This is a genomic window from Microbacterium sp. ISL-59, from assembly GCF_018613945.1.
Lineage (GTDB): Bacteria > Actinomycetota > Actinomycetes > Actinomycetales > Microbacteriaceae > Microbacterium > Microbacterium oxydans_B.
This window is the reverse complement of sequence record NZ_JAGGPG010000002.1, coordinates 135,079-151,814: the sequence shown is the minus strand read 5'-3', so window position 1 is coordinate 151,814 and position 16,736 is coordinate 135,079. Positions and strand designations below refer to the sequence as shown.

The 16,736-nt window shown below is 67.8% G+C and carries 12 protein-coding genes; 11 read left to right on the top strand and 1 reads right to left on the bottom strand.

Translation table 11 applies throughout. The annotated features are described in order from the left end of the window. The first annotated feature begins 102 nt into the window (after window positions 1–102). Window positions 103–4,725, top strand: a complete 4,623-nt coding sequence (locus tag J7E45_RS04840) for an ExeM/NucH family extracellular endonuclease (RefSeq protein ID WP_215067540.1) — start codon at window positions 103–105, stop codon at window positions 4,723–4,725. Between the two features lie 163 nt (window positions 4,726–4,888). Here J7E45_RS04840 and J7E45_RS04835 read toward each other — a convergent pair whose 3' ends face one another. Continuing rightward, a complete protein-coding gene (locus tag J7E45_RS04835; protein WP_215067538.1) occupies window positions 4,889–5,695 on the bottom strand; it encodes a DeoR/GlpR family DNA-binding transcription regulator in 807 nt (268 codons plus the stop codon). Window positions 5,696–5,924: 229 nt separating this feature from the next. Between J7E45_RS04835 and J7E45_RS04830 the strand changes: the two genes are divergently transcribed. The 10 genes from J7E45_RS04830 (at window position 5,925) to J7E45_RS04785 (ending at window position 16,658) form a co-directional block, all read left to right on the top strand. Further along, the gene (locus J7E45_RS04830; RefSeq protein ID WP_091034933.1) at window positions 5,925–7,220 is read left to right on the top strand and encodes a sugar ABC transporter substrate-binding protein; all 1,296 of its coding nucleotides are present in this window, start codon (window positions 5,925–5,927) and stop codon (window positions 7,218–7,220) included. A gap of 80 nt (window positions 7,221–7,300) precedes the next feature. Further along, the gene (locus J7E45_RS04825; RefSeq protein WP_215067536.1) at window positions 7,301–8,224 is read left to right on the top strand and encodes a carbohydrate ABC transporter permease; all 924 of its coding nucleotides are present in this window, start codon (window positions 7,301–7,303) and stop codon (window positions 8,222–8,224) included. 2 nt (window positions 8,225–8,226) lie between these two features. Then, on the top strand, window positions 8,227–9,072 hold the full coding sequence (locus J7E45_RS04820; protein WP_091034929.1) for a carbohydrate ABC transporter permease: 846 nt from the start codon (window positions 8,227–8,229) through the stop codon (window positions 9,070–9,072). A gap of 47 nt (window positions 9,073–9,119) precedes the next feature. Then, window positions 9,120–9,983 (top strand): ketose-bisphosphate aldolase, encoded by an 864-nt coding sequence (locus J7E45_RS04815; RefSeq protein WP_091034927.1) that lies wholly within the window; start codon window positions 9,120–9,122, stop codon window positions 9,981–9,983. Window positions 9,984–10,020: 37 nt separating this feature from the next. After that, window positions 10,021–11,229, top strand: a complete 1,209-nt coding sequence (locus J7E45_RS04810; protein ID WP_215067534.1) for an ADP-dependent glucokinase/phosphofructokinase — start codon at window positions 10,021–10,023, stop codon at window positions 11,227–11,229. Next, window positions 11,226–12,203, top strand: a complete 978-nt coding sequence (locus tag J7E45_RS04805) for a class I mannose-6-phosphate isomerase (RefSeq protein ID WP_215067532.1) — start codon at window positions 11,226–11,228, stop codon at window positions 12,201–12,203. The genes J7E45_RS04810 and J7E45_RS04805 overlap by 4 nt, the downstream gene beginning before the upstream one ends. Before the next feature lie 50 nt (window positions 12,204–12,253). After that, entirely contained in the window at window positions 12,254–12,766 is a 513-nt protein-coding gene (locus J7E45_RS04800; protein ID WP_029262271.1) for a DUF3817 domain-containing protein, read from the top strand. After that, window positions 12,763–14,349 carry a glutamine-hydrolyzing GMP synthase gene (gene guaA, locus J7E45_RS04795; RefSeq protein ID WP_167634794.1) on the top strand — a complete coding sequence of 529 codons (1,587 nt, stop codon included), beginning with the start codon at window positions 12,763–12,765 and terminating at the stop codon, window positions 14,347–14,349. The genes J7E45_RS04800 and guaA overlap by 4 nt, the downstream gene beginning before the upstream one ends. A gap of 8 nt (window positions 14,350–14,357) precedes the next feature. Continuing rightward, window positions 14,358–15,755 (top strand): glycosyltransferase, encoded by a 1,398-nt coding sequence (locus J7E45_RS04790; protein WP_215067530.1) that lies wholly within the window; start codon window positions 14,358–14,360, stop codon window positions 15,753–15,755. Between the two features lie 9 nt (window positions 15,756–15,764). After that, window positions 15,765–16,658 (top strand): serine hydrolase, encoded by an 894-nt coding sequence (locus J7E45_RS04785; RefSeq protein ID WP_215067528.1) that lies wholly within the window; start codon window positions 15,765–15,767, stop codon window positions 16,656–16,658. Window positions 16,659–16,736: the final 78 nt, after the last annotated feature.

Genomic DNA, 16,736 nt, shown 5'->3' with positions numbered 1-16,736 from the left:
GGACCGCTACGTATGCTCGCACCATGTGAGCATGCTGGGAGTTTCCCCTGTGTGCAGCGTCAGTCCTGAGAAGTGTCGAACCCGACCGAGGAGACAGCACCGATGATGTCCGCTCCAGACGACGAGAACCGCATGGGTTCCGTCTCGCACCGTAGAAGTCGGGGGCGCATCGGCGCTCTCGCCGTGACCTGCGTCGCCGCGCTGAGCCTCGGCTCGCTGGCCGCTGTGCCCGCCACAGCCGACACCACCGGCACGGGGGTGGTGATCAACGAGGCGTACCTCTCCGGCGGCAGCGCGGGGGCGGCGTTCAAGAACAAGTTCGTCGAGCTCTACAACCCGACCTCGGCGCCGATCACCCTCGACGGCATGTCGCTGCAGTACCGGTCCGGCACCGGCACGGGCGCCGCCAACGGCGTCGCCGCGCTCACCGGCGTGATCCCGGCCGGCGGTCACTACCTCGTGCAGGGCAACAGCAACGGCGCGAACGGTGCGGAACTGCCCGCTCCCGACGTGGTCAGCACCTTGACCCCGAGCGGCACCACCGGAACGCTGGCGCTGGTCGAGGGTACGGCCGCCGTGACACTCACCCCGGGTTCGGCCGTGGGCGTCGACGGCGTGGTCGACCTGCTCGGCTACGGCACCTCGAACACGTTCGAGACGAAGGCGGCCACCCCGCCCGCCGGCAACACCGACGTGAAGTCGCTGAATCGCACCGACGGTGTCGACACCGACGACAACAGCGCCGACTTCACGCTCTCGGCCACCATCACCCCGCAGAGCTCCGGCGACACCGACCCGGGCACGGACCCGGGCGGCGAGCCGACGAAGGCGACGATCGCCGAGGTGCAGGGCACGACCGACGTCTCTCCGCTGAGCGGCAAGACCGTGCAGGTCGAGGGCGTCGTCACCGCCGACTACCGCACCGGCGGCTACAAGGGCATCGTCATCCAGACGCAGGGCTCCGGCGGTGCGACGGACGCGACGCCCGGTGCCTCCGACGGCGTGTTCGTCTTCCTGAACGCACTGGCTCCGAGCCTCGAGATCGGCGACCTCGTCTCGGTCACCGGTTCCGTGAGCGAGTACTTCGGCCAGACGCAGCTCAACCCCGCTGCGGCCGCCGACGTCAAGGTGCTCACCGCGGGTGTCGGCGTTCCCGCCGTCACGCCCCTGCCCGCCACGGTGCAGGGTGCCGACCGCGAGCAGTACGAGAACATGTACGTGGCTCCCGAGGGCAGTTACCGCCTCGCGTCCAGCCACCAGCTGTTCAACTTCGGCTCGCTGTGGCTGAACGCCGGAGCCGACCTCGCGGTGAAGAGCACCGAGACCACGCGTCCGGGCGACGAAGCCGCGGCGATCGCCGCAGCCAACCGCGCCAACCGCATCCTGCTCGACGACGGCTGGTCCATCCAGGTGTCGAACAGCGGGCACCCGGGCGAGCAGCCGTACTTCACGAAGGATGCCGTCGTCCGCAACGGCGACACGGTCGACTTCGGCGACAACGGCTACGTGCTGCAGTGGGGCTTCAACGACTGGCGTCTGCAGCCCGTCGTGCCGATCGACGACTCCTCGTCCGCCGACCTCAAGGTCGGCTTCGAGGCGACGAACCCGCGCACCGCATCCGCGCCCGACGTGGGCGGCGACGTGCAGGTCGCGTCCTTCAACGTCTACAACTACTTCACGACGCTCAAGAGCGAGAACTCGAACGCCCGCGGGGCTGCGAACGCGGCGCAGTTCGCGATCCAGAAGTCCAAGATCGTCGCGGCGATCAACGGACTCGACGCCGAGATCGTCTCCCTCATGGAGATCGAGAACTCGGTCAAGCTCGGAAAGCCCGTCGACACGGCCCTCAAAGACCTGGTCGCGGGCCTCAACGCCGACGCCGGCAGCGAGGTGTGGGGCTACGTTCCCACGCCGGCCGCGCTGAACGATGCGGCGACGACCGACTTCATCACCAACGCGATCATCTACAAGAAAGACGCCGTCGAGACGGTGGGCGACAGCGCGACCGTCACCGACGAGACCGTGTGGGGCAACGCCCGCGAGCCGATCGCGCAGGCGTTCGACATCGACGGTCGCGTCGTCACTGTGGTGGCGAATCACCTGAAGTCGAAGTCGCCGCCCGAGGGGGCGGGCGCGGAGCCGGCCGACGGCCAGGGCTTCTTCAACGCCGACCGCGTGAAGCAGGCGAATGCGATCCTCGCCTTCACTGCCGACCTCGAGGAGACCACCGGCAGCAGTGACATGCTGCTGATCGGCGACTTCAACGCCTACGGCAAGGAAGACCCGATCAACGTGTTCACGTCGAACGGGTGGAGCGACCTCGTCGCCGACAAGACCGATGGCCAGTACACGTACACGTTCGACGGTGAACTCGGTTCGCTCGACCACGTGATCGCGTCGCCGTCGCTCGCCTCGTCGATCACGGGCGCAGGCGTGTGGGGCATCAACTCGCCGGAGTGGAGCGACCGCGGCTACGCGTACGGCGCCACCGACGAGGGCACGCCCTACCGGTCCAGCGACCATGACCCGATCATCGTCGGCGTCTCCTCGGAGATCCCGCCGGTGAGCATCGACGTCGTCACGGTCAACGACTTCCATGGACGGATCGAGGCCGACGGTGCTGCCGCCGGTGCCGCCGTCCTCGCGGGAGCCGTGAAGCAGTTCCGCGACGAGAACCCGAACACGATCTTCGCCGGTGCCGGCGACCTGATCGGGGCTTCGACGTTCACCTCGTTCATCAACGATGACAACCCGACGATCGACGCGCTGAACGCGGCTGGTCTCGATGTCAGTGCTGCGGGCAACCACGAGTTCGACCAGGGCTGGGAAGACCTGCGCGACCGCGTGCAGGAACGTGCGGACTGGGAGTACATCTCGTCGAACGTGTTCGTCACCGAGACCGGCGAGCCTGCGCTCGCACCGGCCTGGGTGAAGGAGCTCGACGGCGTGAAGGTCGGCTTCGTCGGTGCCGTCACCGAAGACCTCGACTCGCTCGTCTCGCCCGAGGGCATCAAGGACCTCGAGGTCCGCAGCATCGCCGACTCCGTGAACGCGGTCGCCGACGATCTGCGCGACGGCGATGAGTCCAACGGTGAGGCGGATGTCGTCATCCTGCTCGTGCACGAGGGCGCTTCCAGCGTCGAGCTGTCGAGCATCACTCCGGATTCGCCGCTTGGCGAGATCGTCTACGGTGTCGACGACGACGTGGACGCGATCGTGTCGGCACACACCCACCTCGCGTACAACCACGTGATCGACGGCCGCCCGGTCGTCTCGGCGGGGCAGTACGGCGAGAACCTGGGCCTGATGAACATCAAGGTCGACCCGAAGACGAAGGATCTGATCTCGATCACCAACGAGATCAAGCCCCTCACCGCTGCCGGCAAGCCGCTGTACCCGGCGGTGCCGGAGGTGCAGGCGATCGTCGACCAGGCCAAGGCCGAGGCCGACGTCCTGGGCGCGATCAAGGTCGGCGACATCACGGCCGACTTCAACCGCGCACGCCAGAGCGACGGCAAGACGGAGAACCGCGGTGGCGAGTCCACCATCGGCAACTTCGTCGCCGATGTGCAGCAGTGGTCCACGGGCGCCGACCTGGCACTCATGAACCCGGGAGGCATCCGCGCGAACCTCACCTACGCCTCGTCCAACGCGAACGACCCGAACGGCAACGTCACCTATCGCGAGGCGGCGACGGTCCAGCCGTTCGCCAACACGCTGGTGACGCTGACGCTCACCGGCACGCAGCTGAAGGGCGTGCTCGAGGAGCAGTGGCAGCCGACGGGTTCGGCGCGTCCGTTCCTGAAGCTCGGAGTCTCGGAGGGGCTGGTCTACACCTACGACCCCACCGCGGCGCAGGGCTCGCGGATCACGTCGATCACGCTCAACGGCACGCCGGTCGACCCGGCAGCGAACTACACGGTCGCCGCCAACTCGTTCCTCGCCGCGGGTGGAGACAACTTCTTCACCTTCAAGGAGGGCGCGGGCAAGCGCGACACCGGCAAGATCGACCTGCAGTCGATGGTCGACTGGTTCGACGCGAACAAGACCGCGAGCCCCGACCAGGCTCAGCGCGCGGTCGGTGTCGCCGTCAGCGCGGCGGATGCCGACGGCTACAGCGCCGGCGACCAGGTGACGGTGTCGCTCTCCTCGCTGGCCTTCAGCGCGGGCGAGCCGGCGCCGGGCGATGTGACGCTCTCGCTGGGCGACACGGTGCTCGCCACCGGAGCCGTCGACCCCGCAGTCGTCGACACCACCGATGAGGGTGGGCGCGCCAGCCTCACCTTCACTGTTCCCTCGGGCGTCTTCGGCGAGCAGTCGCTCACTGTCGCGGTCGCCGGAACCGGGACGACGGTGCAGGTGCCGTTCACGATCGCCGGTGAGGAGGAGTTCGCCGGCACGATCGCCCTCGGGTCGTCCAAGGTGACGGCGGGCAAGAACCTCAAGGTGACCGGTGAAGGCTACGTGCCCGGTGAGACGGTGAACATCGAGCTGCGTCCGAAGAAGGGCAAGCCGGTCCAGGTCGGCACGGTCCAGGTGGGGGCTGACGGTACGTTCAGCACCCAGGTCACCGTGCCGAAGAGCGCGCCGTCGGGCAAGTACACCGTCGCCGCTTCTCAGGCCGACGGGGATGCGGCGACCGCCACGGTCACGGTCAACCGCGCCGGCGGCATCATCGGCGCGATCCTCGACTGGCTCTGGGAACTGCTCACCCGGTGGTTCTGATCGGGGAAGAGTGGTTCTGATCCGCTAGTCGGATGACACAGGCGGAGGCCGCCGGGAGCAATCCTGGCGGCCTTCGTCGTCGCCGTCGCGCGGCCTGCCTCCGCCCCCGCACGGCTTCGGAGTCCGAGGCGCGTACCCCACGGGCGCGAACAGGCGTCGGGTCCTACGGGGTGAGTACCTGGACGTCGGCCTGCGCGAGGGCAGCGGCGATGCGCGGCGGAGGGGGAGCGTCTGTGATCAGGTAGTCTGCGCGCTCGAGCAGCGCGATCTGGGCGAAGAACCGACGCCCGAGCTTGGTGGAGTCCGCGAGGATGGCCGTGCGCTCGGCGCGCTGGATCATCTCCGACATCATGGCGGCGTCGCCGAGGTTCGACGTCGAGTATCCGGCCTCGTCGACCGCACCCACAGCGATCAGGGCGAGGTCGCAGCGGATGTCGACCTCCGGGCCGCCCGGGGTCATCGTGAAGGTCACGGGGCCCGTCGTGGCCTGCGTGATCGACCGCACCGCCCCGCCGAAGACGTACAGGTCGCGGAAGACCGACGGTGACAGTTCGCCGGGGATGCGCAGGTTGTTCGTGGCGATCGTCAGATCGTGATGATTGCGCAGCGCACGAGCGACGGCGAGCGTCGTCGTCCCGGCGTTGAGCATCACGACGGAGCCGTCTTCGACGAGACCGGCGGCGATGCGCGCGATGCGCTCCTTCTCCTCCGTCTGCATGCGCAGGCGCACGTCGAGGGCGCGGTCCTTGAGCTGGCCGCTGGCTGCGCTGACCGCTCCGCCATGCGTGCGGATCAGGACTCCCTCTCGATCGAGTTGGTCGAGATCTCGGCGGATCGTGTCGATCGACACGGCGAAGTGCTCCGCCAGATCGCTCACGGTCACCTGACCGGTCTGCTCGACGTAGGTGGCGAGGTCGGCTTTCCGTCCGGCGGGGAGACGGCGTCGCTGTCCGGTCGCTGAAGCATCCATGCACCCATATCTAGCACAGGAACAGAGGCAACGCGGCATACTCGTGCAGAAAACGGCATGTCGACGAAACGCGGGGGCGTCCGGTTATGTCGCGGAAAGCCGGGGGTGCGGGTCCGAAAGCGTGAAGAATGCGCTTGACGAATCGGCATGAGACGGCATAACATGGCTCAAAACCGCATGAACAAGCATTGAAGCGCGTGATGCGGCACGATCTCAACGAGGAGAAGTGATGAGCACAGTCGGAAGAGGGCAGCGACGAACCCGAATGATCGTCGGCGCCGGAACCGCGGCGGTTACCCTTCTGGCCCTGGCGGGTTGCACGCCCGGCTCGGATGGCGACAGCGGCGGTGACGGGAAGGTCACCATCGAATTCGCGCAGTGGTGGGAGCCGGAGCTGCCCGACGGCGAGTTCCGCGCACTCATCGACGAGTTCGAGGAGGCGAACCCCGACATCACCGTCGACCTGGTGAGCGGCCCGTACGCGTCCACCAAGGAGCAGCTCTTCGCCGGTGCGGCATCCGGCACCATGCCCGACGTGGTCGGGCTCGACGGCGCGTGGGTGAACGACTTCGCCTCTCAGGGCGTCATCGCCGATCTGAGCGCGCTCATGAAGGAGTACGACTACGACGACAGCGAGCTGGCCAGCCAGATCCAGGTCGACGGCAGCACCTACATGATCCCGGTCGTGAACTTCGTCTACCCGATGTTCACGAACGACGACCTGCTCTCCCAGGCCGGGGTGAGCGCGCCCCCTCAGACCCGCACCGAATTCGCGGATGCGGCGGCCAAGGTGTCGGCGCTCGGCGGCGATGTCTCGGGCTGGGTGCTCCCGCTGTCCCTCGAATCGCCGAACGGCGTGCAGAACGACGTCATGTCGTGGGTCTGGGCATCCGGGGGCTCGATGCTCAAAGACGGTCAGCCCGACCTCACGAACGACGACGTGACCTCCGCGGTCGAGTACATCGGCGGGCTGTGGGACGACGGCGTCATCGCCTCGGGCTCCTTCACTATGAAGGAGCAGGACAAGGTCGAGGAGTTCACCAACGGCCGCGCCGGCATGATGATCGACTCGCTCGCGCACATCAACCTGATCCGCGAGACGAACCCCGATCTGAAGTTCTCGATCTCGGCGATCCCCGCCGAGGACGGCTACGACGGCGAACGCGGCATTCCCTACGCCTCCTGGGGCATCGGCGTCGCCGAGAACTCCGAGCACAAGGAAGCGGCGTTCAAGCTGGTGTCGTTCCTGATGAGCGAGCAGACGAACTCCGAGCTGTCCACGATGGCCAAGGCCTTCCCCGGAAACTCGAAGTCGGTCCCGGACTTCGTGAACGACGACGAGCTCTTCAAGACGGCGTTCGACATCTACCAGGCCGGCTACCCGGCGAACGAGTTCACGGGCCTCCCGGTCGCCGAAGACCTCATGCGCCAGTTCGGTGAGCAGCTCCAGGCCGCGCTCGACGGGCAGCAGTCGATCCCCGACGCGCTCAAGAAGGCGCAGGCCTCGTGGGAAGCGGAGTTCTGACCTCCCGTCTCCCCGCCTGAACGGGGTGCCGCATCGCGATCGCGATGCGGCACCCGACCAACCAAGGAGCTCGAGTTCCCATGAGTCTCAGAACAACCGACGACACCGAGGTGATCGTCACCGGAGTCGCACTCTCGCGGCGCCGACGGCAGCTGCGCAAGACCGGCGAGTCGTACGCCTTCCTCTCGCCGACGGTCATCCTGCTGTTCGTGCTGATGATCGTGCCGATCGTCATGGTGATCGGCTATTCGTTCCAGGACAACGTGATCCTGAACAAGTCGCCCGAGTTCGTCGGTATCGCGAACTACGTCGAGATCCTGTCCGACCCGCGCTTCTGGAAGGCGACGGGCAACACCATCCTCTTCACGGTGACGAGCGTCGCCGCTCACCTCGTGCTCGGCCTCGCCTTCGCGATGATGCTGAACAGCCCGCTCCTCGGACGGTTCTCGCGGTCGCTCTTCCGGGCCCTCTACGTGCTGCCGTGGCTGTTCACGGTCGCGGTCATCGCGGTCCTCTGGCGCATGCTGCTCGCCCCGAACGGCGTGGTCAACTTCCTGCTCAACACCGACATCGAGTGGTTGGCCTCGCCCCAGCTCGCTCTGGGCACGATCATCTTCATCAACATCTGGGCGGGGTACCCCTTCTTCATGGTGAGCCTGCTCGCCGGGCTCCAGGGCGTTCCCGCTGAACTCCACGAGGCGGCCACCGTCGACGGTGCGAGCGCCACGCAGCGCTTCTGGAACGTGACGATCCCGCAGCTGCGCCCGATCATCGTGAGCCTCGTGCTGCTCGACCTGATCTGGACCTCGCAGCAGTTCGCCCTCATCTGGATGACCACCGGTGGCGGCCCGATCGACGTCACCGAGGTGCTCAGCACCTTCACCTACAAGCTCGCCTTCGCCAAATACGACTTCTCGCTCGCGTCGACCTCTGCCGTGCTCGTGCTGCTGATGTCGATGGTGCTCGCCGTGTTCTACGTCCGTCATCAGAAAGCGAGGGACTGACCATGGCTCTCACCGCCCGGAACCAGCGTCGGGTCGGCAAGACCGGCCTCATGATCGGACTCCTCATCGGTGCGGTCTTCGCCGCGGGGCCCGTGCTGTGGATGCTGTCCAGCTCGTTCAAGTCGAACACGCAGATCTTCGAACTGCCGCCGCGGCTGCTGACCGACACGTTCTCGTTCGACGCCTACGTCGCGATCTTCACGAATGCCGAGACGATGCGGTTCTTCCTGAACAGCTACATCGTGGCCGGCTCCGTCACCGTGCTCACGCTGATCGTCGCGATCCAGGCCGCCTATGCGTTCAGCCGTTTCGAGTTCCGGGGCAAGCGGATCCTGAACGTGGTGATCGTGAGCGTGCAGGCGGTGCCGCCCATCACTCTGCTCATCCCGTACTTCGGGCTCATGGTCGGGCTGGGCCTCTACAACTCGTACGCGGGGCTGATCCTCACCTACATGGTGTTCACCCTGCCCTACGCGATCATCATGATGACCGGCTACTTCAACACGCTCCCGAAGGAGCTCGACGAGGCCGTGCGGGTCGACGGTGCCGGATCCATGACGGCCCTCTGGCGCATCCTGGTGCCGATCTCGGTGCCCGGCATCGTCTCGGTCGGCATCTACACCTTCATGATCGCGTGGAACGAGTACCTGTTCGCGCTGACGCTCACGCGCACGATCGACATGCGCACCGTGCCGATCGGCATCCAGCTCCTCATGGGCCAGCACTCCTACGAGTGGAACCAGATCATGGCCATGAGCGTGCTCGGGTCGATCCCCGTGCTCATCCTCTTCCTCTTCTTCCAGCGGTACTTCATCAGCGGCCTCACGGCCGGGTCCGTGAAGAGCTGAACGACGTCCCGTCCGGGGCTCCGACCACCACGAAACAGGAGATACAAGTGCTCTACACCGGCAAATCCATCCTCGACGTCGCGAACGCGAACAACTTCGCGATCCCCGCGTTCAACATCAGCGACTGGGCGATGTTCAACGGCGTCATGGACATCAGCGAGGAGAAGGCCGCCCCGGTCATCATCGCGATCCACCCCGACGAGGTCTCGCACATCACCACCGACCTGATCGCCGCGATGCACTCCCGTGCGCACCGTTCGAGCGTCCCCGTCGCCATCCACTGGGACCACGGCGGCAGCTACGAGCAGATGATCACCGCGATCAAGGCGGGCTTCACCTCGGTCATGATCGACGCCTCCCTGCTGCCGTTCGACGAGAACGTCGCCCTCACCCGAAAGGTCGTCGATGCCGCCCACGCGGTCGGCATCCAGGTCGAGGGAGAGCTCGGCACGATCGGCGCGAATGACAGCTACGGCGAGTCGGGCGCCGCCGAGATCATCTACACGAACCCCGCCGACGCCGTGCGTTTCGTCGCGGAGACCGGCGTCGACAGCCTCGCCATCGCGATCGGCACCTCGCACGGGCTGTACCCGGCAGAGAAGAACCCGGAGCTCCGTCACGACCTCCTGCAGGAGATCAAGGCCGCGGTCGGCATCCCCCTGGTGCTGCACGGCGGATCGGCGAATCCCGACTCCGAGCTGCGCCGCGCGGTCGAGCTCGGTATCAACAAGATCAACATATCCAGCGACATCAAGGTCTCGTACCACAACCGCATGCGCGAGATCCTCGGCACCGACGAGCGCCTGCGCGAGCCGAACGCGATCCAGCCCGAGCCGATGGCCGCACTGAAGGCCACGGCGGCTGAGAAGATCGAGCTGTTCGGCGCAGACGGCAAGGCCGACCTGTACTGACCGGACGGCAGATCTCGAAGGGGAGGGCGATCGGCGGATGAGCGCTGGCGAGGACAGGCGGCTCGTACTCGGGCTCGGGGGAACGGTCGACTACGAACTGCGGTGGGATGCCGCCGTACTCGAACGGCTGGCCGCCGCGCACCACGTGCGGCGGCAGGAGCTGACCTCGACGGCGCCCATCGTCGACGAGCGATCGCTCTTGGTCGCCGTCCTCGCCCTCGTCGACGCCGGTACGGGCGCGGAGCGCTTCGTCGCATCATCCGATGTGATCGAGGCGTTCTCCTCGCACTTCGAGTACGCGGTGACCCTGGGCGGTACCGGCGTGCGGGCCGGGCTCGTCCTGGACAGCCTGGGAATCCCCAGCATCCAGCATCTGGTGAGCATCGACGACAATGTGCGCCGGCTGCTGCCTCCCGGGGTGTCCTTCGTGTGCTCGGCGACGCAGGACACCCTGGATCCGCACCTGATCGTGCAGTATCCGGCCGGTGCACGCATACGACTTCATGACGGCGATGTCTTCTCGCCGGGACCCAATCGGCTGATCTTCGCCAACGATCCGCCGAACCGTGAGATGCGGCTCGCGGCCGAGCTGGGGGAGACGCTGGCCACCGCCTCCGTGCTCCTCGTCTCCGGCTTCAACACCATGCAGGACCATGCCCTGCTCGAGCAGCGCCTGGAGCAGCTCCAGGAGGCGATGCTCCGGCTGCCCGAGGATGCGCTGGTCTACTACGAGGACGCCGGCTTCTACACGCGCGCCTTCGCGGAGACGGTACGCATCCGGCTGCTCCCCGGCATCGACGTGTACGGCATGAACGAGGACGAACTGCAGGAGTACGTCGGGCGGCCGGTAGACCTGCTCGATCCGGCAGACGTGATCCGCGCCCTGGCCGACGTCCGTCGGATCATTCCCGTCCCCGCGCTGGTCGTGCATACGCGGTACTGGGCGCTCGCCATCGGAGCCGAGGCCGACCGCCACCGCGTCGCGCTGGAGAGCGCCGTGCGCGTGGCGGCCACCCGCTATCGGCTCGGTGACGGATTCACGGCGGCGCAAGCAGCCGAGACGGCCCGGATGCCCCGGCACGGGAAGGGAGCCACCCTCGTCGCTGCCGTCACGGCGGCCGTGCCGGATGCCGTCGGCGTCCCGGCATTCGCCCTCGAGGTCGAACACCCGACCACGATCGGCCTCGGTGACACCTTCGTGGGCGGGTTCCTCGCCGCCCATGCCCAGGACGGAGAGTACCCGTGAAACCGATCCGGCTCGCGTCGAACCGTCCGGCCGAACGCTTCTACCGCGGCGGTGCCCGCATCTCTGCCTTCCGCGGGGAGCGCGAGTCCGCACCGCGTGAGCCCGAGGACTGGGTCGGATCGACCACGACGATCCGCGGCGAGCAGGTGCTCGGGCTGACGACGCTCCCGGACGGGACGATCCTGCGCGATGCGATCGCCGAGGATCCCGTCTCGTGGCTCGGGTCCGTGCATGCCGAGCGGTGGGGAGCGGACACGCGTCTGCTGGTGAAGCTCCTCGACGCGGGACAGCGGCTTCCCGTGCACGCGCACCCGCACGACGATTTCGCCGCTTCGCATCTCGGCCGCGCGCATGGCAAGGCGGAGGCCTGGTACATCCTCGAGGGAGGGACCGTGCACGTCGGGTTGCGCGAGGAGACGACGGTCGAAGCGCTCGCCGATCTGGTCTCGCGCCAGGATGTGACGGCGCTCCTCGGCCTGCTGCACGAGGTCGAGGTCCGCCCCGGCGATGTCGTCTGGGTGCCACCGGGTGAGCTCCACGCGATCGGTGCCGGGGTGCTGCTGCTCGAACTGCAGCAGCCGGAGGACCTGTCGATCCTGCTGGAGTGGGACGGTTTCGCCATCGACGGCCCCGGCGAGGGACACCTCGGGCTGGGCTTCGATCTCGCACTCGCCGCCGTCACGACCGCCGCGCGAAGCCCGGCGGAGCTCGCCGTCCTCGTGCATCCGGCGCGGCGGTCAGGTTCGGTCTTCCCGCGCGCGGCGGATCGGTACTTCCGACTCGAGCGGCGTCCGGTGCACGGACCGTCGGTCATCGAAACCGGGTTCGCGATCGTGATCGTCTCCGACGGCACCGTCGACCTCCGTGGCGAGGTGCTGCCGACCGGCGCCGCAGTCCTCATCCCGGCCGCCGCCGGCACGATCGAGGTCAGCGGCGATGCCGAGCTCCTGATCGCGCGGCCCCCGGCGTCGTGAGGCCGATCGCGCGGGATCGAGCGGCGAATCCCGGCGGCTAGACTGGACGCATGCCCGAACCGAAAGTCGCCAGCTTTCCGGCGATCCGCGGTGCGCTGAAGTTCTACCAGATCGCGTCGATCATCACAGGAGTCATGCTGCTCCTGCTGCTGACCGAGATGGTGCTGAAGTACACGCCGATCCACCTCGAGCTCTTCCTGGGAGGCTCCGGAGGACCGCTGTGGTTCGCCGGCGTGCTCGCCGGACCCGACTGCCAGTGGTGGTCGCTGTTCGCCCCGATGACCAACTCCTGCGAGATGACCTCGCTGGGCGACGGGTTCAACCTCTCGCTGTTCATCCTGGTGGCGCACGGCTGGTTCTACGTCGTCTACCTGTTCGCGTGCTTCCGCATGTGGAGCCTGATGCGCTGGCGCTTCCCGCGCTTCATCCTCCTCGCGCTCGGTGGCGTCATCCCGCTGCTGTCGTTCTTCATGGAGGCGGTCGTCGCCCGTGAGGTCAAGACCTATCTCGCCACCCGAGAGGCCGCCGAGGCCTCCACCCCCGCCCCGGAAGGTGTCCGTTGACCGAACAGTCCGAGACCCAGCAGCGTCCTGCGCTCGTCGTCGACTTCGGCGCGCAGTACGCGCAGCTGATCGCCCGTCGAGTCCGCGAAGCGGGTGTGTACAGCGAGATCGTGCCGCACACCGCCACGGCCGAAGAGATCGCCGCCAAGAACCCGGTCGCGATCATCCTCTCCGGCGGTCCCTCGTCGGTATACGAAGAGGGCGCACCGAAGCTCGACCCGGCGGTCTTCGACCTCGGCGTCCCGACGCTCGGCATCTGCTACGGCTTCCAGTACATGGCCCAGACGCTCGGCGGCGAGGTCGCTCACACCGGACTCCGTGAGTACGGCGCGACGGATGCCGTGATCTCGGGCGACGGCGGCACACTGCTCGGCGGCCAGCCGGCGGAGCAGAACGTCTGGATGAGCCACGGCGACCAGGTGGCGAAGGCCCCCGAAGGCTTCGACGTGCTCGCGACGACGGATGCGACCAAGGTCGCGGCGTTCTCGAACGAGGAGCGCGGCTTTTACGGCGTGCAGTGGCACCCCGAGGTCAAGCATTCCGACCACGGTCAGCGCGTGATCGAGAACTTCCTGCACAAGGGCGCGGGGCTCGCGTCCGACTGGAACAGCGGCAACGTGATCGCCGAGCAGATCGAGCGCATCCGCGAGCAGGTGGGCGACGCCCGCGTCATCTCCGCTCTCTCCGGCGGCGTCGACTCCGCGGTCTCCACGGCACTCGTGCACAAGGCGATCGGCGACCAGCTGACCGCCGTCTTCGTCGACCATGGCCTCCTCCGTAAGGGTGAGCGCGAGCAGGTCGAGAACGACTACGTCGAGTCCACCGGTGTGCGTCTGATCACGGTCGACGCGGCGGAGACCTTCCTCGGTCACCTCGAGGGTGTGACCGACCCCGAGGAGAAGCGCAAGATCATCGGCCGCGAGTTCATCCGCGCGTTCGAGAAGGTGCAGCTCGACCTCGTCGCCGAGGCCAAGGCCTCGGGCGGCGCTCCGGTGAAGTTCCTCGTACAGGGCACGCTCTACCCCGACGTGGTGGAGTCCGGTGGTGGTGCGGGAACCGCGAACATCAAGTCGCACCACAACGTGGGCGGCCTTCCCGACGACCTCGACTTCGAGCTGATCGAGCCGCTGCGCGCCCTGTTCAAGGACGAGGTCCGTGCCATCGGCCGCGAGCTCGGCATCCCCGAGGCGATCGTCGGACGTCAGCCGTTTCCGGGGCCCGGCCTCGGCATCCGGATCATCGGTGAGGTCACCGCTGACCGTCTCGAGATTCTGCGTGAGGCCGACGCCATCGCCCGCGAGGAGCTGACGAAGGCCGGTCTCGACCAGGAGATCTGGCAGTGCCCGGTCGTACTCCTCGCCGACGTGCGCTCGGTGGGCGTGCAGGGCGACGGTCGCACCTACGGCCACCCGATCGTGCTGCGCCCGGTGTCGAGTGAAGACGCCATGACCGCCGACTGGACGCGCCTGCCCTACGACGTGCTGTCGAAGATCTCGAACCGCATCACGAACGGCGTCCGCGACGTCAACCGCGTCGTGCTCGACGTCACGTCGAAGCCGCCGGGGACGATCGAGTGGGAGTAGGGAGCACCATGCTCCCCGATGCGGCGCCGGCTCTGCCCGACGCCGAGTACCTGGTGCTGTCCAGCCGGCTGATCCCGGGCCTGGACGGCGGGTACACGATCGCGACGCTCGCGCGCGCCCGTCAGCTGGCGGGCGCAGGTGTCGCCGACGGTGCCGGCCCGCAGCTGCTCACGTTCGACCCGGGTACCGCGGCGGACCATGCCGCGCACCGCGGGACGTTCGTCGAGCAGGGCTCGCTTCTCGACGCGTCGCGGATGCGCAACCTCTTCGACGAGGCGGTACAGCCGGATGGCGGAGCGGCAGGCTGGCTGCGCGCTGCCGCCGACGCCGCGGTGACCCCCGATCCCGACGTCGAGTACCGCGTGCTGACGGATGCCGAGGGCCGACCGTTCGCGGCGCTCCCGGTGATCCCGGGCAACCCGGACTGGCATCTCACCGAGGAACCGGTACTCGTGTACGACGCGGCGGGTGAGGTCGGCGGCGCCCTGCACGGTTTCCGCGGGCTGTACCGGGCCTGGCTCGACCACGTGACGGCCGCGTTCGGCGAACGTCGCATCATCGTGATCTGCGAGTCGCGCCAGCTCGGAGAGCTCATCGTGGACTGGGATGACCCGCGCGTGCGCATCGTCCACACCATTCACACCATGCACGTCGAGGCGCCGTACACGCCGGACGCGACCATGAACACGCTCTGGACCCGCTGGTTCCGTCTCGCCGACCGCTTCGACGCGGTCGTCTGGCCGACCGTCACCCAGCGTGACGATGTGGTGGCCCGGTTCGGGGACGCGGCGTCGCACGTCGTGGTGCCGAATCCCATCGCTCCGGTGGAGGCCCGCGACGACCTGCGCGAGGACGGCCTCGTGATCATGCTCGGACGCCTCGCACCCGGAAAGCGCGTCGACCAGGCGATCCGCGCGTTCCTCGCGGCCGACGTGCCGGGCACCCGGATGGAGATCTGGGGTGGTGGCCCCGAGCAGGGACGACTGCAGGCGCTGATCGAGGAACTCGCGGCGGGGGATCGTGTCGTCCTCGCCGGCTACACGCAGACCCCCGGCACCGTCCTCGATCGCGCATCGCTCCTCGTCACCTCGACGGCGTTCGAGGGGCAGCCGCTCGGCGTGGTCGAATCGCTCCTCCACGGCACGCCCGTGGTGTCGTACGACGTGCGCTACGGCATCCGCGACGTCCTCGGCGCCGGCGGGGGAGTGCTGGTCCCGGACGGCGACATCGAGGCGCTGGGAGACGCGATCCGCGCATTGCTCACCGACTCCGATCGACTCGCGGCGCTGAGCACCGAGGCGCCGATGGTCGCCGCTGCCTGGAGCCCGGAGCGCTCGCTCGACGCCCTCGCCTCCGTGATCGCCGACGTCGCCGGGCGCCCCTCCCGTCGCGACGATCGCGGCTAGCCTCGAGGCGTGACCCCCGCAGCATCCGTCCTCGCCCGGATCGTCTCGGCGATCGATGGCGAGAAGCTCCACGCGTATGGCGTGCATGTGCTCGTCGGCGCCGACGAGGCGCAGCACCGCTGGCGCAGCGATGACCGAGTGAACGTCTACTCGGTTTCCAAGGGGGTGAGCGCGCTGGCGGCCGGGATGGCCGTGGATGAGCGGATTCTGACACTGGACACCCGCGTCGCAGAGACGCTGCCGAACCTGCGACTCGGCCGCGGCGTCGAGGACGTGACGCTGCGTCACCTGCTCACCATGACGAGCGGTATCGACTTCGAGTGGTTCGGCGGTCAGGAGGCTCCGTGGCCCGACCTCGCCCAGGAGATGCTGCGTCACCCCGCCCGGGAGCCGGGATCACGGTTCCGATACTCCGACGCGAGTACCTACGTCGCGATGCGGATGCTCGGCGCTCTCGTCGGCGACGTGCGCGACTGGCTTCTCCCACGACTGTTCGACCCGCTCGGCATCGACGATCCGCAGTGGCATCGGTGCCCGCGTGGCTGGATCATCGGCGGCAGCGGGCTCGAGTTGCGCACCGAGGAGCTCGCCCGAATCGGTCGCGTCTTGCGCGATGGCGGTCGTTGGCGCGGGCATCAGCTGGTGGGCGCGTCGTGGATCGACGGCATGCACTCGGCCTGGAACCTCACGGGCGGGGACGGAGATTTCGCGCAGTACGGGATGGCCGCATGGGCCGGTCCTCGGGCGGGCTGGCGTCTCGACGGGTTGTACGGCCAGTACGTCTACCTGGCGGAGCACTCCGAGGCGGTCATCACGATCACAGCCCATGAGGAGAGCCGTGACCATCGGCTCGTCGAGATCGCCGCGGAGGCGATCATCGAGGATTCGTCTCCGCTCTCCTGACCTTTTCAGAATGAATTCCGGGAGCATGTCGATCCGGGCCGTTCCCGTTCGACGTCTGAAGTGAGAGGGTCGAGAGAC